This window comes from Cryobacterium sp. PH29-G1 (assembly GCF_030063365.1).
GTDB lineage: Bacteria > Actinomycetota > Actinomycetes > Actinomycetales > Microbacteriaceae > Cryobacterium.
Window position 1 is genome coordinate 335,694 of sequence record NZ_JASISY010000001.1, and the last position, 22,219, is coordinate 357,912.

General features: G+C 66.3%; 22 protein-coding genes. 8 read left to right on the forward strand and 14 right to left on the reverse strand.

Annotation, left to right across the window (positions count from 1 at the left end; all coding sequences use genetic code 11):
• Window positions 1–151: 151 nt before the first annotated feature.
• From QMK22_RS01560 to QMK22_RS01620, 13 genes are all read right to left on the reverse strand, one after another.
• Window positions 152–418, reverse strand: coding sequence for a hypothetical protein (locus QMK22_RS01560; protein WP_283495863.1), 267 nt, complete (start codon window positions 416–418; stop codon window positions 152–154).
• Window positions 418–1,863 (reverse strand): glycosyltransferase family 2 protein, encoded by a 1,446-nt coding sequence (locus QMK22_RS01565; protein ID WP_283495864.1) that lies wholly within the window; start codon window positions 1,861–1,863, stop codon window positions 418–420. Before QMK22_RS01565 ends, QMK22_RS01560 begins: the two co-directional genes overlap by 1 nt.
• Before the next feature lie 56 nt (window positions 1,864–1,919).
• Window positions 1,920–2,768, reverse strand: coding sequence for a class I SAM-dependent methyltransferase (locus QMK22_RS01570; protein ID WP_283495865.1), 849 nt, complete (start codon window positions 2,766–2,768; stop codon window positions 1,920–1,922).
• A gap of 87 nt (window positions 2,769–2,855) precedes the next feature.
• Window positions 2,856–3,281 carry a universal stress protein gene (locus QMK22_RS01575; RefSeq protein ID WP_283495866.1) on the reverse strand — a complete coding sequence of 142 codons (426 nt, stop codon included), beginning with the start codon at window positions 3,279–3,281 and terminating at the stop codon, window positions 2,856–2,858.
• Window positions 3,278–3,910 carry a V-type ATP synthase subunit D gene (locus QMK22_RS01580; RefSeq protein ID WP_283495867.1) on the reverse strand — a complete coding sequence of 211 codons (633 nt, stop codon included), beginning with the start codon at window positions 3,908–3,910 and terminating at the stop codon, window positions 3,278–3,280. The genes QMK22_RS01575 and QMK22_RS01580 overlap by 4 nt, the downstream gene beginning before the upstream one ends.
• A complete protein-coding gene (locus QMK22_RS01585; RefSeq protein ID WP_283495868.1) occupies window positions 3,907–5,349 on the reverse strand; it encodes a V-type ATP synthase subunit B in 1,443 nt (480 codons plus the stop codon). The genes QMK22_RS01580 and QMK22_RS01585 overlap by 4 nt, the downstream gene beginning before the upstream one ends.
• A complete protein-coding gene (locus QMK22_RS01590; RefSeq protein ID WP_283495869.1) occupies window positions 5,346–7,094 on the reverse strand; it encodes a V-type ATP synthase subunit A in 1,749 nt (582 codons plus the stop codon). The genes QMK22_RS01585 and QMK22_RS01590 overlap by 4 nt, the downstream gene beginning before the upstream one ends.
• A complete protein-coding gene (locus tag QMK22_RS01595) occupies window positions 7,082–7,516 on the reverse strand; it encodes a hypothetical protein (RefSeq protein WP_283495870.1) in 435 nt (144 codons plus the stop codon). The genes QMK22_RS01590 and QMK22_RS01595 overlap by 13 nt, the downstream gene beginning before the upstream one ends.
• Before the next feature lie 86 nt (window positions 7,517–7,602).
• Window positions 7,603–7,827: a hypothetical protein gene (locus QMK22_RS01600; protein ID WP_283495871.1), complete on the reverse strand. Its 225-nt coding sequence runs from the start codon at window positions 7,825–7,827 to the stop codon at window positions 7,603–7,605.
• 11 nt (window positions 7,828–7,838) lie between these two features.
• Window positions 7,839–8,273, reverse strand: coding sequence for an ATP synthase subunit C (locus tag QMK22_RS01605; RefSeq protein ID WP_283495872.1), 435 nt, complete (start codon window positions 8,271–8,273; stop codon window positions 7,839–7,841).
• Window positions 8,270–9,541: a V-type ATPase 116kDa subunit family protein gene (locus QMK22_RS01610; protein WP_283495873.1), complete on the reverse strand. Its 1,272-nt coding sequence runs from the start codon at window positions 9,539–9,541 to the stop codon at window positions 8,270–8,272. The genes QMK22_RS01605 and QMK22_RS01610 overlap by 4 nt, the downstream gene beginning before the upstream one ends.
• 19 nt (window positions 9,542–9,560) lie before the next feature.
• Complete coding sequence (locus QMK22_RS01615; RefSeq protein ID WP_283495874.1) at window positions 9,561–10,487, reverse strand: hypothetical protein; 927 nt, start codon at window positions 10,485–10,487, stop codon at window positions 9,561–9,563.
• Window positions 10,484–10,918: a hypothetical protein gene (locus tag QMK22_RS01620; protein ID WP_283495875.1), complete on the reverse strand. Its 435-nt coding sequence runs from the start codon at window positions 10,916–10,918 to the stop codon at window positions 10,484–10,486. The genes QMK22_RS01615 and QMK22_RS01620 overlap by 4 nt, the downstream gene beginning before the upstream one ends.
• Window positions 10,919–11,123: 205 nt before the next feature.
• Here QMK22_RS01620 and QMK22_RS01625 point away from each other — a divergent pair, with 205 nt between their 5' ends.
• The 3 genes from QMK22_RS01625 (at window position 11,124) to arsA (ending at window position 16,602) form a co-directional block, all read left to right on the forward strand.
• Window positions 11,124–14,354, forward strand: coding sequence for a beta-phosphoglucomutase family hydrolase (locus QMK22_RS01625; RefSeq protein WP_283495876.1), 3,231 nt, complete (start codon window positions 11,124–11,126; stop codon window positions 14,352–14,354).
• Between the two features lie 69 nt (window positions 14,355–14,423).
• The gene (arsD, locus tag QMK22_RS01630; RefSeq protein ID WP_283495877.1) at window positions 14,424–14,840 is read left to right on the forward strand and encodes an arsenite efflux transporter metallochaperone ArsD; all 417 of its coding nucleotides are present in this window, start codon (window positions 14,424–14,426) and stop codon (window positions 14,838–14,840) included.
• 4 nt (window positions 14,841–14,844) lie between these two features.
• Window positions 14,845–16,602, forward strand: coding sequence for an arsenical pump-driving ATPase (gene arsA / locus QMK22_RS01635; RefSeq protein WP_283495878.1), 1,758 nt, complete (start codon window positions 14,845–14,847; stop codon window positions 16,600–16,602).
• A gap of 20 nt (window positions 16,603–16,622) precedes the next feature.
• Here the strand turns inward: arsA and QMK22_RS01640 are convergent, their stop codons facing one another.
• The gene (locus QMK22_RS01640) at window positions 16,623–16,892 is read right to left on the reverse strand and encodes a hypothetical protein (protein WP_283495879.1); all 270 of its coding nucleotides are present in this window, start codon (window positions 16,890–16,892) and stop codon (window positions 16,623–16,625) included.
• A gap of 77 nt (window positions 16,893–16,969) precedes the next feature.
• Between QMK22_RS01640 and QMK22_RS01645 the strand changes: the two genes are divergently transcribed.
• From QMK22_RS01645 to QMK22_RS01665, 5 genes are read left to right on the forward strand one after another with little or no spacing between them, the layout of a single operon-like run.
• The gene (locus tag QMK22_RS01645; RefSeq protein WP_283495880.1) at window positions 16,970–18,352 is read left to right on the forward strand and encodes a DHA2 family efflux MFS transporter permease subunit; all 1,383 of its coding nucleotides are present in this window, start codon (window positions 16,970–16,972) and stop codon (window positions 18,350–18,352) included.
• Entirely contained in the window at window positions 18,349–19,335 is a 987-nt protein-coding gene (locus QMK22_RS01650) for a Gfo/Idh/MocA family protein (RefSeq protein WP_283495881.1), read from the forward strand. The genes QMK22_RS01645 and QMK22_RS01650 overlap by 4 nt, the downstream gene beginning before the upstream one ends.
• A 34-nt stretch (window positions 19,336–19,369) precedes the next feature.
• On the forward strand, window positions 19,370–20,842 hold the full coding sequence (gene dacB, locus QMK22_RS01655) for a D-alanyl-D-alanine carboxypeptidase/D-alanyl-D-alanine endopeptidase (protein ID WP_283495882.1): 1,473 nt from the start codon (window positions 19,370–19,372) through the stop codon (window positions 20,840–20,842).
• A gap of 32 nt (window positions 20,843–20,874) precedes the next feature.
• On the forward strand, window positions 20,875–21,465 hold the full coding sequence (locus tag QMK22_RS01660; RefSeq protein ID WP_283495883.1) for an isochorismatase family protein: 591 nt from the start codon (window positions 20,875–20,877) through the stop codon (window positions 21,463–21,465).
• Entirely contained in the window at window positions 21,462–22,193 is a 732-nt protein-coding gene (locus QMK22_RS01665; protein ID WP_283495884.1) for an alpha/beta fold hydrolase, read from the forward strand. Before QMK22_RS01660 ends, QMK22_RS01665 begins: the two co-directional genes overlap by 4 nt.
• Window positions 22,194–22,219: the final 26 nt, after the last annotated feature.

The following is a 22,219-nucleotide window of genomic DNA, read 5'->3' on the forward strand; positions in this document are numbered from 1 at the left end:
ACGGGGCTGACTGGCAGCTCGTGCCCATACACAAGGAAACGCCGCTGCGCATGATCGAGTGTGCGCCGTCACCGGGCGTCCCGTAAGACTCCTGTGAGCGGGGTTTCCCTACGATCGGGGATAAACGCGACAAGTTGTCAAGCGGTGCTCGCTACGGCGCAGCGGTCTCTTCCGGCGTGGTTCTGAGGTGTCGGGCCCCGTCACGGTCGTCGCGGGCCGCTTCGGGGAAGATGCTGCGCGTTTCGGCGCGGCGTCGGCGGCCCGGAACCAGATCGCCCGGATACACCGTTGGCAGGATGCGAGAGATCGCGAGCGTGGCATAGATGACCGTGTTCACGGCTACGAACGCGGCAAGAACGGAGAAGAATTCGGAGCGCAGGACAGTTTCGGGAAACAAAATCCCGGCTGGAAACAACATCAGTTGCCACCGGGCGTTGTCGCCGCGCCGAGCGTTCGGACACGTGGACGGGTCGACTGGGTGGCGGCGCCCCACTGCCCCTGTCGGCCGCGGGTGATGTCGATGATTCCCTTCACGTAGACGAGGTTTAGGAACATATCGAAGCACAGCTCCGGCAGCACGGTGACAGCCAGCAGGCGCGCCGGCCAACCGCCTTTCCACGCGGATACGACGCGTTCGAGCATGAACACCAGTCCGAGGCCCAGCCAGAATGGATACCAGATCCACTCGTCCAGCGACAGCAGGGTAAGCAGGATGAGAGTCAAAAAGGAGGTGAGGGCGATGACGCTGTATCCGATGCCGAGTTGTTGGGCCCAGTATCGCAGGGTGGGTGGGGTGACGCCGTAAACGCTGAGGTTCTCCAGCGCTCCGCGCTGCCAGCGCAGGCGCTGCACCCACAGAGCGCGCAGGGTGGGCATCACCTCGGTGACCACCGTGCACTCGGCCGGCGAGGTGATGAGCGCTCCCAGCGTCTTCAAGGCGATGGTGAGCTCGTTGTCTTCGGTCAGGGCGTGGGTGTCGTAGACGTCGTGGGGCTGCCCCGGGAGGAGGCCGCCTCGGTTGAGCGCAATCTCGCGCAGGGCCCGGGACCGAAACATAGAAGAGGTACCGGTGAGCACGAATACCTTGCCGCGGCGACGCTTCAACTGGGAGGAATAGCGCACAAATTCGTTGCGCTGCATCTGGCCGAGCAGGCCAGCACCCGGTTCTCCGTAGAACAAGCCCCCGATGGCCATGAGCGCGCGATCATTCTCGAATCGAGCGACGCCGCTCGCAAGGAAACCCGCATCCAGCGTAGTGTCGGCATCCAGGACCATGACGATGTCGTTGTCGCCGAGGTCGGGGAGGATGACCGCGAGCACCTGGTTGAGGGCGCCCGCCTTCTTCTGCGTGTTTCCCTGCGTCTCAAAGACCTCAAGACCATGGCTGCGCGCGATGGCCGCCGTGTTGTCGGTGCAATTGTCGGCGACGACAATGACCCGCTCCGGGCGGTGGGACTGCGACAAAAGCGCGGTCACCGTGGCCGAGAGTGTTGCTTCCTCGTTGTAGGCCGGGATGAGGACGGTAAACGAGACCGGGCCGGCGTAGACACCCCCTGTCAGGGACATCACGATCTTCGGCGCCAGCGGGGCGAGGGTTCGGTTCGACGACCGACGAGACGTATTGGTCACCCGCCATTCCAGCACGCTGATCCCGGCGGCAAAAAACACGGCGAGGGCGATTGCTGCCACGAGCACGTGGGGTGCGGGAGCCTCGAGGGCGTAGAGGAAGGTCCACATCCCGAGAGACCCGCTGTCGGCCGGCGGACTGGCGGTCGGCAGATCCCGGCTCACGGCGAGCCAGACTACCGCCGCTCCCGCTGCAACGGTCGTGCCCACAGCAAGACCCACTCCACGATCGAGCATGTAACCCCCCAAATAACGGTTCCAGCTTACTCGCGGTTTACGCGGTGGCGGCGACGTCAGCCGGGCAGCGGGCGCCGCCCCTGCGTGAAGCGCACCTGCTGTTCCAGCGTGAAGCCGCCGCGCGGGTCGCGTGCCGCTTTCAACCGCTCGGCTGCCTGCGCCAGAACCTCGGCTCGGTTTGGTTCCGGCACCGCTAGCCAGTGCGACAACTGGCCGTGCGACATCGACCAGCGATACCAGTGATCGACATCGTTGAAATGCACCGGCAGATCGAACGAGGTGGTGCGGATGTCGTCGAAACCCGCGATGCGAAAGAGGGCTTCGACCCCGGCATCCGTTGCGAAAGGGCCACGGATGCCGCTCGTGCGCGCGTCGAGCAGCTGGGGTGGAAGGTACTGGGTGAATACGTCGTCCAGGTCTTCCCAGGCCGGATCGCGAGGGCCGAAGGTGGAAACAGCGAGGCGACCGCCCGGCACGAGCAGGTCCCACCAGACGCGGAGAGCGGCGCCCGGCTCGGGCAGGAAGAAGAGCACGAGTGAGGCGACGGCCAGGTCGTACGACGCCGGCGGCAGGTTCGGGTATGAAGCATCAGCGACGAGGAAGGTCACCGTGCCGAGGCCGCGCGCCGTGGAATCACGGCGGGTTGCCGCGACCATCTGCTCGGCGAGATCGAGCGCGGTCACGTGGCCGTTCGGCCCGACGGCCGCGGCTAACGGCCACAGGGCTGCGCCGCGGCCGGTGCCGAGATCCAGGGCTCGCTCACCCGGTCGGGGCGAGCACTCTGCCACGAGTCGCTCGGCGATCGGAGTGAACCAGGGCACCCCGACCGCGTCATAGGTGTCGGCCACCCGGTTGAACAGGCCCGCCACTCGGGCGCTCATCTCGGCCGCTTGTTCGTGTTCCATGGGAACAGTCTGGCCCGCGTGAGCGGCTGGCGAAAGTGGACAGCACGGATGCCGCAGCGGACTGGAATTTTCACCGATCCGGCGGCGCTATGGCGCCGGAACGACCAACACCGGAATCCTGGAGAATTCGAGCACCCTCAGCGTGTGGCTGCCGATAGAAGGAATGGCGTGGCCCGGTCGGTCGACGCGGGCCATGACGATTAACGTCGCGTCGACCGCGCGCGCCTCCTCGAGGATTTCGGCGGCGACCTTGCCGGTTCGTCGATGGCCCGCGACGTCGATGCCGGACGCCAGACCCACGGCAATGACATGGTTGAGGACAGCATCTGCCGCAAGCTCCCGACGTCTGGCCAGGGCCACGGTTGGGTCTAGATGCCGGTCGATCGCGCCGTCTTCGATGACCATAACGGCGCGTAGGCGTGCACCGAGACGCCGGGCCTGGTCGACAGCGACGTCGACCGCAGTGAACGCCGCAGGTGAATCGTTGACGGCGACCAGTATTGTGCCGCTCATGAGGACTCCAATTCGGGAACCCTCGGTCGGGGTACGGGCTTCTCAGTTCTGTCCGCAGCCCAGCGCACCCGCAGGCTCTCTTCGAGCTCCTGGTCTTCGAGCGCGCGGCGGATTGCCCTCAGTCCGTCTTCCAAAAGGGGAATCCAACGATTTTCGACGGCCCGCTGACGGGTCCGTGTCGCGGTGAGTTCGGTGGACAGCAACAGAACCGCGCGCTGCACGACCGCGTGCTGGACTGCGGCGGTGAGGGCCGATCGATGCGCGATTGCCGCGAAGGCCAACGCCGAGCTGCCACCCGACAACGGGACACCGGGCAACCGGCAGCTGGCCTCCTCCGGGTACGTGACACCCATGGCACCGCCCCAGCGGATCTCGACCTCGGCCGAGTCGGACGGTGAAGCCGCCTCGATTTGCGCTCGGCCGTCTAGGCCGGCGGCGCGGCCCAGCCACATGGCCGCCTCCCGCGCCCGCTCCTCCCATTCCTGGCGGATGCCGTCAGCGTGCAACTGCAGTCGCTCAAGTTCATCGGCCATGATGTGTTGTTTACGGTCGAGCAGAGCAGCGCCGTGTTTGGCCGTGAGCAGCCGGCGTTCGAGACGGACTTTTCCCGATCGACCAGTGTCGGTCATGTCGCCTCCGGTTCGCTCGGCAGATATCGGTCCAGGAATTCGGTGGACAGCATGGTCAGTTCCCGCCGCGGCAGCGCGGCCAATGCGGACCAGGCCCGGTCCAGCGTGTCCTCGAGGGAACGCCGGTCGTCGTGACCCTGGTTCAGCAACCCCTGTTCGAGCAGGCCTCGGTAGGCGATGTAGCTGCGGTCGGTTTCGCTGAGGGCCGCGGCTCCCACTAGCTCGGCCAACTCGGCGGACTGCCGGGCATGTGCCAGGGCGGCAAGTACCTGCGCGGCCACATCGAGGTGGTCCTCGCGGGTACGGCCGGCACCGGCGCCGCTACGCATCAGGCGCGACAGGGACGACAGCGCATCGACGGGTGGGTAGATCCCGCGTGCGGCGACCTCGGGGGAGAGCACGATCTGTCCTTCCGTGATGTAGCCGGTCAGATCGGGCACCGGATGCGTGATGTCGCCGGCGGGCATCGTGAGCACCGGCACGATAGTCACCGAGCCCTGCTGCCCCCGCACTCGGCCGCAGCGTTCGTACAGGCTGGCCAAATCGCTGTAGAGGTAGCCCGGGTATCCACGCCGGGCCGGGATCTCGCGACGGGCAGCGGAAACTTCTCGCACGGCTTCGGCATAGCTGGTCATGTCCGACATGATGACCAAGACGTCGTGACCTTCCGTATAGGCCAGGTTCTCGGCAATGGTCAGCGCGATTCGAGGGGTGAGGATGCGTTCGATGACGGGGTCGTCTGCGGCGTTGATCAACAGCACGAGTTCGCCGGCCGCTGAGCGTTCTTCCAAACGGTCTCGCACGAAGGCAATGTCTGCGTGGGTCAGACCCATTGCCGCGAACACAACGCGGAAGGTGGTGCCTCCGGAGGTTGCCTGGGCGGCGATCTGCGTGGCCAGCGTGAGGTGGGGGAGCCCGGGAACGGAAAAGATGGGGAGTTTCTGACCCCTGACCAGGGTGGTCAACGCGTCGATGACGGAAATACCGGTCAGGACCGGTTCCTGCGGTGGCTCTCGATAGACCGGGTTGAGCGGCCATCCGCTGACCGGCAGAGTGGTGTCCCCGGTTACGGGAGGGCCGCCGTCGAGGGGCTCGCCGCGGCCGTTGCACACGCGCCCGAGCCAGCCGCTCCCGACCGGAATGCGCAGGGGGCGGCCGGCAAATCGCACCCGAACGCCGCCGGGCGCCATCGCATCCGTCCCCTCCAGCACTTGCAGCGTCACGAGATCATGATCCACCTCCAACACCAGGCCGTGTCGTTCCCGGCCAGCGAAGTCGACCGTGGCGAACTCGTCCCACCCGACGTCGTCGACATCTCCCATCACCAGCAGCGGGCCGCGCAATTCACGCACGTCGCCGTGCGAAATCTGGGCCACCCCCGGGTTCGGCCCCTCGTCAGGGCGCTCAGTGCCGGATGGCGCGGTCGTTGGGTCCGTCATGAGAGTTCCTCCAGCTTGCGCACAACGTCGGCCCGTCGGGAGGCGACGCCAGCGGCATCCGCCGGCCCGGTTTCTTCACGGGCCCGAAGCACCGGCCCGTGGTCGGCTTGTTCGATGGTCGTCGCCGAGACGCCGCGCTCCACCAGCTGCTGACAGGTGTCGACGACGTCGAGCACCAGATCGAGCAGAGCCGCGCCCTTCTCCGCCGAGCAGAAGCCGTCGTTGGGGCTCAGTGCGTTCTGCATCAGAACTCCGTCTCGCAACAGGCGCCCGCCCAGCAAAACCATGCGTTCATGCCCGGGGAGCGAGTTCGCGCCGATGATTTCGGCGAGGTCTCCGAGGCGGTCGGCTTCGGCCAGAAGCGCCGCGGCGCGGGCGCGCCGCGGCGCCCAACCCGGGTCTCCGTTTGCGGTGTGCCAGCGGCCGAGCGCTTCTTCGTCACGCGTGAATGATCCGGTCCAGCTCACCGCTGGATAATGCCGTGAGTAGGCCAGATCCCGGTCGAGCAGCCAGAGGCACCGAACGAAACGCTGGGTGTCGGTGGTAACAGGCTCGGTCATATCGCCGCCCGGCGGCGATACCGCTCCGATGACGGTGACGGATGCCGTCTGCCCGCCGAGCGTGGTCACTCGACCGGCCCGCTCGTAAAACGCGGCCAGCTCGGATGCGAGGTTCGCCGGGTATCCCTCTTCCGCCGGCAGGTCCCCGTTTCTGTTGGCAAACTCTCGCAGCGCCTCGGCCCAGCGGGAGGTGGAGTCGGCAATCACCACCACGTCGTAGCCCATGTCCCGGTAATATTCGGCCACGCAAATGCCGGTGTAGATGCTGGCCTCGCGGGCCATCATCGGCATATTAGAGGTATTGGCGATGATGACCGTGCGGTCGATGAGTTTGCCGCCGGTGCGCTCATCGACGAGCTGGGACAAGCCGTCGAGCACATCGGCCATCTCATTGCCTCGTTCGCCGCAGCCCACGTAGACGATCACATCCGCGTCACTCCACTTGGCAATCTGCTGGAGCATCATGGTCTTACCGGTACCGAACCCGCCGGGCACGGCCGCGGCGGCACCGCGGGCCAGCGGATACATCAAATCGAGCACACGCTGCCCGGTGTGGAGCGGGACGACTCCAGCGGTACGGTCGCGGAACGGGCGGGCAGCGCGCACCGGCCAGCGTTCCGACAGCAGCACCTCCTGGGTGCCGACGCGGGCGATCGGATCCAGCGCGTGCACCTCCATCTCGGATGTCAGCCAGGTGAGAGTGCCGAAAATGCCCGGTGGTACGAGCGCCCGGTGTTCCACCGACCCGGCGCCGGGGACTGTGCCGAGAACATCCCCCGGTGAAACCTGGTCGCCGACGGCGACTGACGGTACGAACGTCCAGATGCGCTCCATGGTGGCGGGATCGTCGGTCGAGGTGGTGCGATCCTGCGTCAGCCAGAGCGGCGCTGACGAGAGCGGACGCATCAGTCCGTCGAAGACGGCACCGAGAAGGCCGGGGCCGAGCAGACCGGTGAGTTGACTGCCGGTGGCTTCAACGGTGTCGCCGACCTTGACCCCGCCGGTGTATTCGTAAGCCTGAAGCGTTGCGCGGTTGCCCGCGATTGCCACGGTCTCCGCACTGATGCGCTGAGGACCCACGGCCAAAACCTCGAGCATGGAGACGTCCGGTACTCCGTCGACTTCCATCAGGGGGCCGCTGACCCGCACGATGGCACCTGTGCGGGGCTTGCCTACCGCGACCACAGGCCGTCCACCTCCGGCGCCATCCGGTCGAGTGTGCCGGCGGCGAGAGTCGGCAGGGAGAAATCGACACGGCGGGAGCCGGCCTCGGCGATGACGCCGCCGTCGGGGCTCTCGGTGACCGTCGTATCGGGCCCGAGCAGCATGCGGCTTCGCTCGGTGAGTCGGTCGAGCAGGGTCGGATACCGTTCGTCGGTTCGCAGCGCGAGGGCTGACTCTCGTACCTGTCCCTGCAGCTGTAGTCGCAGGGCATTGCGCGTGGTCAGCACGGCCTCATGGGCCTGACGCCGTACCCGAGCGGAACGCATCCTGGACTCGGACTGGGCGGCGGCTTCGCCGTCGGCGGTTGCGGCCGCGAGGATCGTGGCGGCCTTCAACTGGGCCGCATCCACTAGCGCCTGCGCCTGGGTGTGTGCACTGTCCAAGATCTCAGCGGCTGTCGCGCGCGCTGCAGCATGCATGGAATCGCGAAGCGGTGCCAGGCTGGAATCTGACCCGGATGGAAGTCCCGTCATAGCGGCAGCACCGCGGTGAGGGGGGAATGCGGGGCGGAGACTGCTGCGCCTAGCGCGTGTGCCGCACGTGGGGTCAAGAGCACGACTCCGGTGCGATCCGGCAGCGCGGCCCAGGCCTGACGTACGGCGTCGTCGGTTTCGGCCGCATAGAGGTGGGCACCGGCGAGCGTGAAGCCCTCAAGCAGTGCTTGTTCACCCAGCGCGGCAACAGTGGTCGACATCGCGATCCGCCTCAGGCCTTACCGATGAGGATGATCGCGATGATCAGACCATAGATGGCGATGCCTTCGGCCAGACCGACAACGACCATGGCACGCCCGAAGATCTCGGGACGTTCGCTCATCGCCGCCAACGCGGCCGACCCGGTATAGGCCACGGCGAAGGCTGCTCCGATGGACGACCCGGCCACGGCAATGGCCGCGGCGATGAGGGCCGACCCGCCGCTTCCGGTGGCCGCGACCGCCGTGGCTGCCGGCACGGACACGTCGGCTGCCACCGCGGGCGTGGCATTCAGCGCGGTCACCACCAGGGCCAGCGCACCGACCATCACGGCCACGTTGATACCCACGAGCAGCGTGATGCCGGACTTGCCCCGGCGCTTCATCAGCATGAAGGCGCCGCCGGCGGCCAGGAGAAACACGGGGATAGTGCCGAGCCAGATAGTCACGGTAGAGGCCTTTCAGAGGAACTGTCGGGGTGGAGATCGGCGCTTCGAACGGGCGCCCAGGGACGAAACGGCCGCCCCTCCGATTGAAAAATTCGGGAGAAGAGTTCGTAGTATTCCAGGCGGAGCGCCTGGACCCCGGCCACGAGCGCCTCGAGCGCAAAGGTGAGCACATTGCCGACCACGAACACGAGGATGGCGGCCAATGCCCGCCAATCCGGTTGCCACAACGCCGTGGTGGCACTCCACACGACGCTCAGCAGCGCCGCGTGGGTGAGCCCGAAAGCCGCCAGCCGAGCGAACGAGACAACATTCGAGCCGAGGCGAATCACGGTGTCCACCAGCTCGATGACGGCCTGCATGATGCCCGTCGGACCGCCGCCGGCGTCGACGAAGAAGCCGATGAAAATGAACACGAGCGCGGTCGCAGCGAGTATGACCGCGATCAAGACCACGGGGGAGAGGTTCGAAATGAGACCCCAGGTGAGCAGGCCGATCGCCAGGAACAGCACGGCGCCGGCGGCGCCCGAGCTGGCGTACAGGGCGTAGGCCCAGCCGCCCTCCCGCACCCGGTTTATGGTGCCGAGGGCATACGCGCCGGCGAGGAGGACCGCGCCAAAAATGAGTGCGGTGACCATCAGCGGAATTGGGTTATTCATGGGTTCGAGCCACAGCACTGGCACCAGCCCGGTGGGGCCGAAGGCCTCGCCGTATAGTGCCCCGAAGACCATCGAGGTCAGCCCAGCACCCGCCACGAACAGCCACGTCTTTTTCAGGGAAGCCAGCTTCTTGATCCGGCCGCTGCGCAGCACCAGACCGGCCAGAACCAGGATGGCCCCGTGTCCGAGGTCGCCGAACATCATGCCGAACATGACCACGTACGCCACTCCCGCCATCCGGGACGGATCCACGTCGGCGTAGGGCACGGTGCCATAGGTGTCGACCAGGGTGCGAGAGACTCCAGCGCGGCTGGTGCCGACTCCGGTCAGCAGGGTTGGCGGTTGGACACCTCGGGGTCGCCCCAACGGAACGACGGCAGCGCCCACGCTCGTGAGTGCTTCCGTGAGGGCGGGAAGTTCTTTGGCCGGAGTCCAGCCCACCCAGCCAGCGGTCGAACCGGACGTCATGGCCGCATCAACGGCCTTGTCCACCTCGTCCGGCCCGTCGCCGGGCGAGTACGGCAGGTCGAGCTCAACATGCGCATTGTGCGCGATAGCCACCAGTAATTCGCGGCGTTGTTCGATCGGGGCGACGAGCGCCACACGCGTCATTTGAACGGGGCTGAGAGATTCACGCCACGGCATCGAGCACCTCGCTTGATCCTGTTCCTGACGCCGCGGCGGCCAGAGCCGCGCGCACCCGCCAGGCGTCCACGGCCAACACCGCAATGGCACCCAGCACGATATCCGGTCCGGGCAGGGAGCCGCGCATGAGACGAAAACCATCGGCTTCCACACTCGCCCGGAGTCGCGACTCCGCTCGCCACAGATCGTCGGGGGTGCTGATGCCCAGCAGCACGGCCTGGGCCGAGCGCGGCAGAAAGCTGCGCAGCTCGGTGAGGTCGGCAGCAGTCTCCCACTTGTCGCCGAGCAGCGGACGCACCAGTTGACGCATTCGCGTGGACGGCTCTGCTCTATCGACCAGGCGAAGCCGAGCCACGGTCACCGTGGCGACACCTACGGCCCACGGACGCGCGGCTGCCGTCGCTTCGGTCAGTCGACGAAGCCAGGCCAGAGTCAGAACGTCTTGCAGCGCGGTGGTGTCACCGGGCCCGGGGTCACCCCAGACAGACGTGCGCAGGGCATCCGTCAGCTCATCGGTCGACGTCACCAGTTGTAGCCGTGGCCAGGCGGATGCGAGCGACCCGAGTTCGAAAGGCTCGACCGTGGTGCTTTCATCGGCAAGACGACGGAACAGGGTGAGAATATTGTCGCGTTCATACGCGCCGGCGGCTGCCCGGGCCAGCCTCGTTCCTGCTCCCGGCATCCAACCGGCCAACACTCTGAGCTGCCACAGCACGGTGTCGTGGGTGGCGCGTTCCGCAGCGGCGAGAGTGCTGCCGCTGTCCAGGAGGTGGGCGTAGACCGTGTTTTCGAGCAGGGACAGGCCCCCTTCCAGACTGAGCTGGGCGGCGATTGTGCGGCTTGCTCCCGCGCCGACGCGGCGTTGTGCCAGGGAACGCGCCCGCACAGATGCGGCAACCCAATCGGACTTCATCGCCGCAGGGTGAGTTGCTCAGACACGAGGGCGTCCATGACCTTGTGCACGGCCGTGGCCAGCTGGGCGGTGCCGGTCTCCTCGAGTTCCGCCGCTTTGCGGCTGGACTGTTCTAACAACTGGGCATCATGTTCCGACGCGGTGCGCAGGACGGCCGCTGCGGCACGAGCCTGCTCGGCGCCCACGTCCAGCCGGGCGCGGGCGATCACGGCATCCGCCCGCTCCTGAGCGCGGGACAGCTCGTCGCTCGCGCTCTGCCGGGCGTCCTCGACCAGCTTCCGACAGGCTTCCACGTCGGCGGCGAGAGCGGCGAAGACAGGCGCCAGTTCAGCCGCCGGGCCCAGGGCATCCGAAGCCGCATCGCCACTCGGGGACGCCGCTCCGGGCGCGCCTACCGGGCGGAACCTGTCTAAAATATTCGATCGTGCCACGGTACCTCCTCGGTAAGCACGCTAAGCAGGGCAAGTCTAGAACGGTACCGAGCCGATTTTGGACACCGCTCGCCGCGGTGCGCGCGAGCGACGCGTGAACCAAAGCCGCGGACGCCGCGTGCGCGGCGTCGGACCGGGAACCACCGGCCCCGCCTGTAGGGTCTGAGGAGTACCTGGGTGTTCCCAAGGGGTGAGGAGCGCATTCGTGAGCGAGAACCAGCCGGTGCCTGCAGCGCGCGGGGCCTACGACGCCGTCATCCTGGACATGGATGGTGTGGTCACGCAGACGGCATCCGTGCATGCGAGCGCCTGGAAAGACCTGTTCGATGAGGTGCTTCCTCAGCTCTCGACCGCCCCGGTCAAACCTTTTGATGCCGACGCTGACTATCGGCGCTACGTAGACGGACGCCCCCGGGAAGACGGAATCCGGGTCTTTCTGGCCTCGCGCGGGATTACGCTGCCCGAGGGGGTGGCCACTCACCGCGTCGATGAGCCGATCGTACAGCCGGGTCTGCTTCCCACGATCGCGTCGCTGGCCGAACGCAAACAAGCGCTCTTCGATGAGCGTCTTGCCGCCAACGGTACGGTACCGTTTGCCGACGCGGTCGCACTGCTGCACCGGCTGCGCCGGCAGGGTGTTCCCACGGCGGTCGTGACGTCGAGCCGCAACTGCGTTGCGGTACTCACGGCGGCGGGCCTGACCGGCTTTTTTGATGTCCGGGTCGACGGAACGGATGCACTCAGATTGTCGCTGCCCGGCAAACCCGATCCGGCCATGTTCCTGGAGGCGGCGCGACAGCTGCAGGTGGCACCCGGCCGGGCCGTCGTCGTCGAGGATGCCGAGGCGGGGGTGCAGGCCGCGGCGGCCGGCGGATTCGGGCTGGTCGTCGGCATGGACCGGGCGGGGGTCGGCGAACATCTTCGGGCGGCTGGCGCCGATCGCATCGTGTCCGATCTGGGCGAGTTGGATCCCAGTCTCCTCCGGGCGTTCCCCGGTTGGGCCGGCAGCGAATCCGGCAGCGAACCATGGCTGCTCTGCTACGACGGTTTCGATCCGGTCACCGAGGGGCGACGCGAAGCGCTCTGCACGCTCGGCAACGGCTACTGGGGAACCCGCGGCGCGGCCTCGGAAGTGGAGGCCGACTCCGTGCACTATCCCGGCACGTATCTGGCCGGTGTCTACAACCGGGTGAGAACCGATCTGGGCGAGCATTCGATCGTGGATGAGCACATGGTCAACGCGCCCAATTGGCTCCCCCTGAACTTTCGGGTGGCCGACAACGCGTGGTTCCGCCCGAGCAGCGATCAGGTCGTGACGTACCGACAAGAGTTGGACCTGCGTCGAGCTGTGCTGAGCCGCGTCATCCGCTTTCGAGACGCGGCGGGGCGAACCACCCGCGTTACCTCACACCGCTTCGTCTCGCAGTCTGCGCCGCATCTGGCCGTGATCGAGACCGTGTTCGAGGCTGAAGACTGGTCCGGTCCGCTCACCGTGCGGTCGGCACTCGACGGCCGGGTGGCGAACCGCAATGTCGCCGCCGATCGCATGCTCACGGGCGAAAATCTCCTGCCCCGCACGGCAGACGCCCTGAACGACGAAACTGTTCTGCTGGAGATGGCGACGACGCAGTCCGGCATCCACCTGGCGATGGCAGCGCGCACCCGAGCGTTCTCGGATGGCCAACAGCTCGCGGTGGACCGGCGGCTGCTCACCGACGACCGCGGCTGGGTCGCGCACGAATTCGAGTTGGCGTTGGAGCCGGGTCGACCGCTCCGGGTGGAGAAGATCGTCGTCGTCAGTACGTCCAGGGATCGCGCGATAGCGTCCCCGGTCGTGGCGGTTTCGACCTGGATTCAGCGGCTGCCAGACACCGTCGACCTGCAACGGGCGCACGAACGGCGGTGGGAGATCTTGTGGGAAGAGTTCGCCGTGCAGATCCATGCCGGCGAACGTCAGCGCCTCGCCCTCAACCTGAATACCTTCCACGTACTGCAGTCGGTGGCCGAAGCCGACTCCGACCTCGACGCCGGCATCCCGGCCAGGGGGCTGCACGGCGAGGGGTATCGCGGTCATATTTTTTGGGACGAAATGTTCGTCTACCCCCTCCTCACACTGTGCCGGCCCGACCTGAGTCGGACCCTGCTCGGGTACCGCTACCGACGTTTGAACGAAGCGCGGGCATTGGCTCGCGCCGCCGGCTTTGACGGTGCCATGTTTCCCTGGCAGAGCGGCATCGACGGGAGTGACGTGACGCCGGCCGAACTCTTCAACACGCGCAGCGGCGAGTGGATGCCCGACCACTCCCATCGTCAGCGTCACGTTGGGCTCGCCGTCGCCTACAGTGTTTGGCAGTATTACGAAGCGACCGGCGATGTCGACTATCTCATCCGGCAAGGGGCCGAGTTGCTGATCGAGGTGGCGCGATTCTTTGTCTCCCTCGCCGGCTATGACGCGGCAGCCGACCGGTACGACATCGATGGCACCATGGGGCCCGATGAATTCCATGACGGCTACCCCGGAAAACCGGGGTTGGGGATACGCAACAACGCCTATACGAATGTTCTGACAGCGTGGGTGCTGGGTCGTGCGGTGCACACCGTGTCCCTGCTGGAGGAGCACCACTGCCGTCCGCTCTGGGATCGGATCGCTTTGCGGCCGGACGAGGTCGCGCTCTGGCAGCACATGAGCAGTCGCCTGCGCGTTCCCTTCCACGCCGACGGGGTGATCAGCCAGTTCGACGGCTATGAAGACCTGCCCGAGTTCGCCTGGGAGGCGTATCGGTCCCGATACGGCGACCTGGGACGGCTCGATCTCATCCTCAACGCCGAGGGGGATCGCACCAACAACTACCGTGTGTCAAAGCAGGCGGACGTTCTGATGCTTCTGTACCTGTTCTCCGCCGAAGAACTCCGCGAGCTGCTGCACGAGATGGGCTATCCGTTGGCGCCGGAGGTGATCGTGAAAACGGTGGAATTCTATGCTGCACGTTCGACGCAGGGGTCGACGCTGAGCAATGTCGCGCACTCCTGGGTTGAGGCCCGCCGCGACCGCGAGCGGTCCTGGACCTTCTTGACAACCGCATTGGAGACGGATCTTTCCGACATTCAGGGTGGTACGACCCACGAGGGAATTCATCTGGGGGCCATGGCCGGATCCGTTGACATCGTGCGCCGTTGCTATACCGGGCTGGAAATTCGCGACGACAAACTGTGGCTGCATCCGCTGTTGCCCGCGGAGCTCGCCTACATCGACTTCACCATCAATTACCGGGAGCAGCCGATCCGGCTGGAGGTGACGGCGACCAATCTTCGATTGCACGTACGTGCGGGCGGCACGGCCGCGGTCACCGTCATGGTCGATGGGGTGGAAACCACCCTGGCTCCGGGGGAGGTGCGCGACTTCACGTTGGCGCCTCCCCGGGCCCCGGCGGAATGAACCTCCGGCTGTATTGATATTCATCGATATATAGGGTCATACTGGGTATAACGACCTGAGGAGATTGATATGGCTGCCATCCGAATCTACGAACCGGCCCTGTGCTGTGACACCGGAGTCTGCGGCGTCGACGTCGATGAGTCCCTCGTGGCGGTGACCGCGACGGTCCGCAGCCTGCAGGACCTCGGCGCCGATATTCAGCGCCACAACCTGGCCACCGATCCGCTCGCCTTCACCACCGATGAGACGGTACGTGCCTTCATGCACGTCGTCGGATCCACCGGGCTGCCGCTCACCGTCGTCGACGGCGTCACCGTGGCGACCGGTGCATACCCCTCGAAGTCACAGTTGCTCGCCTTCGCCGGCTTCGCTCCTGAACCGACCGAACCGACCGAACCGACCGAACCGAACGAGCGCCCGCAGCTGGGCCTGACCGAGAAATCTGACAGCGGATGCTGCGGCGGCGCTGCAACTGCCTGCTGCTGACACCGTGAAGTTTTTGGAACACCCGCCCCGCTTTCTCTTCTTCACCGGCAAAGGCGGCGTGGGAAAAACATCCGTTGCCTGTGCCACGGCCATTGAGCTGGCCGAAAACGGTCGCCGGGTACTGCTGGTGAGCACCGACCCGGCCTCCAACATCGGGCAGGTGTTCGGTCTCACGATCGGCAATACCGTGACCCCGATAGACGCCATCTCCGGGCTGTGGACGCTCGAAATTGATCCAGAGCAGGCAGCGGATGCCTATCGCGAACGGATCATCGCCCCCGTTCGCGGACTGCTGCCGGACCGGGAGCTCGCGAGCATTGTCGAGGGTTTGTCCGGCTCGTGCACGACCGAGGTCGCCTCATTTGATGAGTTCACGAATCTGCTGACCGACGACAGCCTGCTGGAGACGTACGACCACATCGTCTTCGACACGGCCCCGACCGGGCACACCATCCGCCTGCTGCAGCTACCGGGGTCCTGGACGGAGTTTCTTGACGCCGGCAAGGGCGACCCCTCCTGCCTCGGCCCGTTGTCCGGATTGGAGAAGCACAAGGCGGTCTACGCCGCAGCGGTCGCCGCTCTGGCTGATCCCGACCGCACCCGGCTGGTGCTCGTGGCCCGCGCCCAGGCATCCGCTCTGGCGGAGATCGATCGAACCTTCGGCGAACTGCACCAAATCGGCATTCCCGGAGGCTATGTCGTGATCAACGGTGTACTGCCCGACAAAGCGGGAATCGAACCGATCGCCACCGCGGTGCGCAACCGGGAGGCGGCGGCGCTGAATCATCTTCCCGCCAGCCTCGCCGCCCTGCCCACGGATATTCTCGAACTCAAGGCCGGCAACATGATGGGCGTCGGGGCGCTCCGCACCCTGTTTCGGGCCGGCACTGACGGAGATACCCCACCGCAATCGATGGTCGAGGTGCCGGATGCCCCGCTCGGCCGGTTCGTCGACGAGCTGGAGCAGACCGGTCACGGACTGGTCCTGTGCATGGGCAAGGGCGGCGTGGGCAAGACCACGATCGCCGCGGCGCTCGCCGTGGCCCTCGCCGAGCGCGGTCACCCGGTGCACCTCACAACGACGGACCCGGCCGCCCATCTGGTCGACACACTGCATGGAAGCCTGCCCGGGCTGCGTGTCTCGCGCATCGACCCGGTCGAGGCTATTGCCGAGTATCGGGACAACGTCATGGCGACCAAGGGCAAGAACCTCGACGACGATGGCCGGGCGGCCCTCGCCGAAGACCTGCTCTCACCGTGCACCGACGAGGTGGCAGTGTTTCGGCAGTTTTCCAAGGCCGTGCACGAATCACGGCATGAGTTCGTGGTGGTCGATACCGCCCCGACCGGCCACACCCTGTTGCTGCTGGATGCCACGGGGTCGTATCACCGAGAGATCTCGCGTCAGATGGGCGACAGCATGTCGTTCGTCACACCGTTGATGCGCCTGCAGGATCCGGCCCTGACGAAGGTGTTGCTGGTTACCCTCGCCGAGACGACGCCGGTGCTCGAAGCCGAGGGATTGCAGCAAGACCTGGAACGCGCCGGGATTCACCCCTGGGGTTGGGTCGTCAACAATTCCATCGCCGCGGCGCACCCCGAGACCCCGTTCCTGCAAGCGCGCGCCGCCAACGAAGCCACCCAGATCGCGGAGGTCTTCGCCCGCGCTGACCGGGTCGCGATCGTTCCGCTGCTGGCCGAGGAACCGGTCGGAGTCGACAAGCTCGCCGCCCTCACCGCGCTGGCGTCGCAACCCGCCTGAACCGGGTGTCGCGTCCGCGTTCAGCCGGCCATCCCGGGATACACCTTGACGAAGGTGATGTTTTTCGTGGGGTGTACCGTCTTCGCCGGCGCGCGGGAGAAACCCTTGGCGCCCTCGAGATGGTTCCGCCCACGAAACTCGGCCAGGGCCGTGTCAAAGACGGCGTTCAGTTGGGCTCCGGTGAATTCCTCCGGGGCCCCCGCGGTGAAGCTGATGCTGATGAGCGTGTTGTCGGGAAAGTGCCGGTTCATGCGGATGAAGCCATCGGCATCCTGCTGCAGGGTGATCATCGGTCTAGTTTGACCTATTAAATTCGCGTGAGCGTACTAAAGACCCGCAACGGCGGCCGGTGGAGTTTAATCAGGTCATGACACGTGCACCGGCCGCTACACAACGACTCGTTCTCGCCGTCGCTGTGCTCGCCTCGTTCATCGCTTTTTTGGATGGCACGGTGATCAATGTGGCTCTCCCCGCGATCACGCGCGAGCTCGGCGGCGGCATCGCGACGCAGCAGTGGGTCGTCGATGCCTACCTCATCACCCTCGGCGGCATCATTCTGTTGGCTGGTTCGCTCTCCGACGCGTTCGGGCGCAAACGGGTGCTGTTTTGGGGTCTCGTGGGGTTCGCCGCGGCATCCGTTTTGTGTGCGCTGGCGCCGACCGCTGCCTTTCTGATCGGCGCGCGCGCCCTGCAGGGCGTAGCCGGTGCTCTGCTGGTACCGAGCTCGCTCGCCCTCATCTTCAGCACATTTTCGGGTGCCGGTCAGGCCCGCGCCATCGGCACCTGGACCGCCTGGACCAGCACCGCCTTCATCGCCGGCCCGCTCATCGGCGGTGTGCTGGTCGACGTCGCGTCCTGGCGACTGGTGTTCGCCATCAACATCGTGCCGATTCTGGTGACCCTCTGGCTGCTCGCGCGTCTCCCGGGCGATCGGGCAGCGGATGCCGGCACCCGCGTTGATATCGTCGGCGCCGTTCTGGGCGTGCTTGGCCTCGCCCTGCCCGTCTTCGCACTGATCGAACACGCGAACTTCGGGTGGGGCAGCCCGGTCATTCTGGTGCCGCTCTCGGTGGGTTTTTTGTGCTTTGCCGCGTTCATCGGGCACGAGAGCCGCACTCGGCAGCCCATGATGCCGCTGAGCCTGTTTCGAGTGCGCAATTTCTGGGTGGGTAACGTGGCAACGACCCTGATCTATGCGGCGCTGTCGCTCGGTTCGTTTATTCTCGCCGTCTTCCTGCAGCAGGTCGGCGGGTATACCGCGACGCAGGCCGGCCTGGCCCTGTTGCCGGTGAGCATCCTGAGCATTGCCCTGTCCGGTATCGTCGGGCGGCTGGCCGGCAGGTTCGGCCCGCGACTGTTCATGTTCATCGGCCCGATCACCGCGGGAATCGGCTTCTTCACCATGCTGCGGGTCGGCCCCGGTGTCGTCTATGCCAGCCAGGTGCTGCCCGGCGTCGTCATCTTCGGCCTGGGCCTGACCATCACGGTCGCTCCGCTGACCTCCGCCATCCTCGGCGCCATCGACCCGAATCGGGCCGGTATCGCCTCGGCCGTCAACAACGCGGTGTCGCGGGTGGCTGGACTCGTCATGATTGCGGCGGCAAGCATCATCGTCGGCCCGATTCTTGATTTGGCGGGGTTTCATCGGGCGGCGATTGCGACCGGAATACTGCTGGTCGGCGGCGGAATCGTGTCAGGACTCGGGATTCAGAACCCCGTGTCGGTGCCTGCGGATAAGCTGCAGGCATGACGGCTCACATTCGCTGGGGAATCCTGGCCACCGGCGGCATCGCCCACATGTTCACCAATGATCTCGTGCAGAACGGCCACACGGTACAAGCCGTCGGGTCACGCAACCAGGCCTCAACGGATGCGTTTGCCGAAGAATTCGGCATCCCGACCGCGCATTCCAGCTACGAGGCCCTCGTGAACGACCCCGACGTCGACGTCATTTACGTGTCAACGCCGCATCCGTTTCACGCCGAACACGCCACCCTCGCGCTGAACGCCGGCAAACACGTGCTGATCGAGAAGCCGATCGCGCTCAACGCCCGTGAAGCCCGGCAGATCGTTGATTTGGCCGCGAGCAAGAACCTGCTGGTGCTCGAAGCCATGTGGACCAGATTTTTGCCGCACATGGTGCGCATTCGCGAGATTCTGGCCTCCGGCACCCTCGGCGATGTGCGCAGCCTGCTCGCCGACCACACTCAGGACATGCCCGACGATCCGGCACACCGGATCAACGCCTTGGAGCTCGGGGGCGGCGCGCTACTCGATCTCGGTGTCTACCCGGTGAGCCTCGCGCACGCCGTTTTCGGGGCGCCAGACTCGATTCTGGCCAGCGCCTCGTTCAAATCCACCGGAGTGGACGCTCAGGTCGCGACGATCTTCCGGTATCCCGGCGGCCAGATCGCCACGACATTCACGGCCAGCAACACGCGTGGCCCCACGTCGGCGACGATCATCGGCACCGACGGGCGCATCGACATCGACGCCGTCTGGTATACGCCGACCAGTTTTCGGGTGCTCGACAATCTCGGCGCGGTGCTCGAAACGTTCGAGCCGACCCAATTCACCGGTCGTGGCATGCACTTCGAAGCGGCCGAAGCGGAGGCTCTGATTCGTGCCGGCAAGGTATCGAGCGACATCATGCCGGCCGAGGAATCCGTCGCCATCATGACCACCCTCGACACGGTGCGGGCTCAGATCGGTCTGCGCTACCCGGGTGAATAGTTCGACGGCAAGGTGCGTCGGTTAGCATACGGAGGTGGACGAACCAGTGCAGAAACCCGAACCCGCTCCGGCTGGTGCCGCCCCGCGCGGTGGGATCGCACGCGTGTTCACCCGGCACCGGCGCGCCTGGCTGATCGTCGCCGGCGGCGTCGCGTTCGTGCTGCTGGGCAGTGGCGCCGTTTTTGCCGGAACCCAGACCGGCGTGACGCAACCGGCGGCAGCATCCGTGGTGACCACGCCGACACCGAGCCCCACGCCCACCGTCGATCCGGCCCGGCCGGTTCCGGCCGAGGCCACCGCCGCCAGCCAGCTGCGTACCTGCTCGGTCGCCGCGCTGGCCGCCGACAGCCGCCTCGCTGAATTCCAGGCCCAGGTGGTCAATGCCACAACCGGTGAGGTGCTCTTCGACCGGGGCGGCACGACCTCCTCGCGCACGGCGAGCGTTATGAAGGTGCTCACTTCGGCCGCCGCCCTCAACGTTCTCGGTAGTGATTATCGAGCCAGCACCCGCGTCGTGCAGGGTGCCGAACCCGGCCAGGTCGTGCTCGTCGGTGGTGGAGACCTCACCCTGTCGCGGCTGCCCACGGGCCAGGAATCGTTCTACACGGGTGCCGCGCACCTCGACGACCTCGCGACGCAGACCATGGTCGCCTGGGCCGCCGATCCGGCCAACCCGCCGATCAGCTCGCTCGTGCTCGACTCCTCCTACTTTTCCGGCCCGGATTGGGACGCGGGCTGGGCCCGCACCGAACTCGGCCTCGGCTACATGCCGGAGATCACCGCGCTCATGGTCGACGGCGACCGCAACGACCCCACCCGCAGCACCTCGGCTCGCAGCGAAGACCCGATCATGCGGGCCGGGCAGGCATTCGCCGACGCCCTCGGCGGCGGCGTGACCATCAGCCAGGGCACTGCCCCGGCCGGCGCAGCTCCACTCGGTGTCGTACAGTCCGCTCCGGTGTCAACGCTCATTCAGCAGGCGCTGATCGTGAGCGACAACACCATCGCCGAGATGCTCGCCCGGCTCGTGGCCATCGAATACGGCGCCGGAAATTCGTTCTCCGCACTGCAGGAGGGCATCGTGGGGGGTCTCGCCGCGTACGGCATCGACACGACCGGCATGATCATCACTGACGGCTCGGGGCTCAGCCCCAACAACGCGGTCTCGCCGGCCTATCTGACCGCGCTGTTCATCAAGGTCAACGCGCGGGAGGGAAACCTGGGGGTGCTGTTCGACGGCCTGCCGGTAGCCGGCGGTCCGCGCGGATCGCTCTCCTACAGCGACCGGTTCGCCGGTGCCAATTCCGCCGCCGACGGCGCCGTCTTCGCGAAGACCGGCTGGATCGATACCGGTTACACGCTGGCCGGCATTATCCACGCCGCCGACGGCACCCCGCTCACCTTCGCTATTTATGCCATCGGCAACGTGAATTCGAACGCAAAAATCGCCATCGACACGTTGACCACCGGATTCTTTCACTGCGGCGATAACCTGTCCAACAACTGACCGTGTACTAACTGACTCTCGAAGGAGACATCGTGACCCACGCACTGTTCATCATCGACGTTCAGAATGACTTCACCGAGGGCGGCGCCCTCGCCGTTGACGGGGGTACCGCCGTCGCGACGGGTGTGAGCGCGCTGCTGGCGCAGCATCCGCTCGTCTATAAATATGTCTTCGCTTCGCGCGACTGGCACGATATCGGCAACGACAACGGGGGCCACTTCGCCCGCGACACGACGCCCGACTACGTCACGACCTGGCCGGTGCATTGTGTTGCCGGCACCACGGGCGCCGAATACCACCCCGCTCTCACGACCGATGCCGTCACGTTTCACATTCGCAAGGGGCAGGGCAAGCCCGCCTACTCCATCTTTGAGGGCACCACAGAAGCGGGGCAGAGTGTGGGGGCATTGCTGAGCGAGCACGGCGTGACTGACGTCGACATCGTCGGTCTGGCCACCGACTACTGCGTGCGCGCTTCCACCCTTGACGCTTTGGAACACGGCCAGCACGTGCGCGTGCTGACCGATCTCGTGGCCGGGGTCGCCCCGGAATCCACCGCGACGGCCCTCGCCGAGATGGCGCACGCCGGCGCGGTGTTCGCAGAGAGCGATGCCGTCGAGTGACCGATTTCGCTCGGCGCCTGGACGGCGTGCGCATAGCCTTTGATGCAGCGCCGGGAGCACGGCCGGTTCTGCTCGTGCACGGTTTCGCGTCGACCGCCGAGGTCACCTGGGGTGGCTCGGGCTGGGTTCGTGCGCTGGCAGAGGCCCAGCGCGGGGCGATCACCCCCGACCTGCGCGGTCATGGACGCAGCGATAAGCCGCACCACGCCGCCGACTATGAGCCTCGGCAACTCGCCGCCGACCTGGTGGTTGTGCTCGACACGCTCGAACTTGAGCGGGTCGACGTGATCGGCTATTCGATGGGATCGCGGGTTGTTGCCGCCCTGGCCCGGCTGGTGCCGGAACGCGTGCACCGCCTCGTGCTCGGTGGCGCCGGCCCCATCGAACTGTTTGCAACCTGGGATGCTGACGCCGTCAACCGGTTCGTGGCCCACGGCGACCTGCCGGCCGACCCCACCATCGCCGCGGTGCTCGGCCCGATAATCGCATCGGGTGCCGATCTGGACGCCCTCGTGGCCTGTGTGCAGGGTTTTGCCGGGAGTACGCTCGACGTGCCGGCGGGCATCCCCCAGCTGTTTGTCGCCGGCGGGGCGGACCCGATTACGGCGGGGATTGCCACGCTCGCCGCCGACCGCGGCGCGCGGTATCTGGAGTTGCCCGGACGCACCCACCTTAACGCGCTCACCTCCCGCGAGTTCAGAGAGGCTGCGCTACAGTTTCTGGCCTGACCCGGGCGTACCGGTCTGTGAAATGA

Coding starts and splice junctions, on each gene's coding strand:
- QMK22_RS01640 (WP_283495879.1), bottom strand. CDS start 16,892: ATGATCACCCTGCAGCAGGATGCCGATGGCTTCATCCGCATGAACCGG.
- QMK22_RS01645 (WP_283495880.1), top strand. CDS start 16,970: ATGACACGTGCACCGGCCGCTACACAACGACTCGTTCTCGCCGTCGCT.
- QMK22_RS01610 (WP_283495873.1), bottom strand. CDS start 9,541: ATGACGCGTGTGGCGCTCGTCGCCCCGATCGAACAACGCCGCGAATTA.
- QMK22_RS01570 (WP_283495865.1), bottom strand. CDS start 2,768: ATGGAACACGAACAAGCGGCCGAGATGAGCGCCCGAGTGGCGGGCCTG.
- QMK22_RS01575 (WP_283495866.1), bottom strand. CDS start 3,281: ATGAGCGGCACAATACTGGTCGCCGTCAACGATTCACCTGCGGCGTTC.
- QMK22_RS01600 (WP_283495871.1), bottom strand. CDS start 7,827: ATGTCGACCACTGTTGCCGCGCTGGGTGAACAAGCACTGCTTGAGGGC.
- QMK22_RS01580 (WP_283495867.1), bottom strand. CDS start 3,910: ATGACCGACACTGGTCGATCGGGAAAAGTCCGTCTCGAACGCCGGCTG.
- QMK22_RS01565 (WP_283495864.1), bottom strand. CDS start 1,863: ATGCTCGATCGTGGAGTGGGTCTTGCTGTGGGCACGACCGTTGCAGCG.
- QMK22_RS01585 (WP_283495868.1), bottom strand. CDS start 5,349: ATGACGGACCCAACGACCGCGCCATCCGGCACTGAGCGCCCTGACGAG.
- QMK22_RS01650 (WP_283495881.1), top strand. CDS start 18,349: ATGACGGCTCACATTCGCTGGGGAATCCTGGCCACCGGCGGCATCGCC.
- arsD (WP_283495877.1), top strand. CDS start 14,424: ATGGCTGCCATCCGAATCTACGAACCGGCCCTGTGCTGTGACACCGGA.
- QMK22_RS01560 (WP_283495863.1), bottom strand. CDS start 418: ATGTTGTTTCCAGCCGGGATTTTGTTTCCCGAAACTGTCCTGCGCTCC.
- QMK22_RS01615 (WP_283495874.1), bottom strand. CDS start 10,487: ATGAAGTCCGATTGGGTTGCCGCATCTGTGCGGGCGCGTTCCCTGGCA.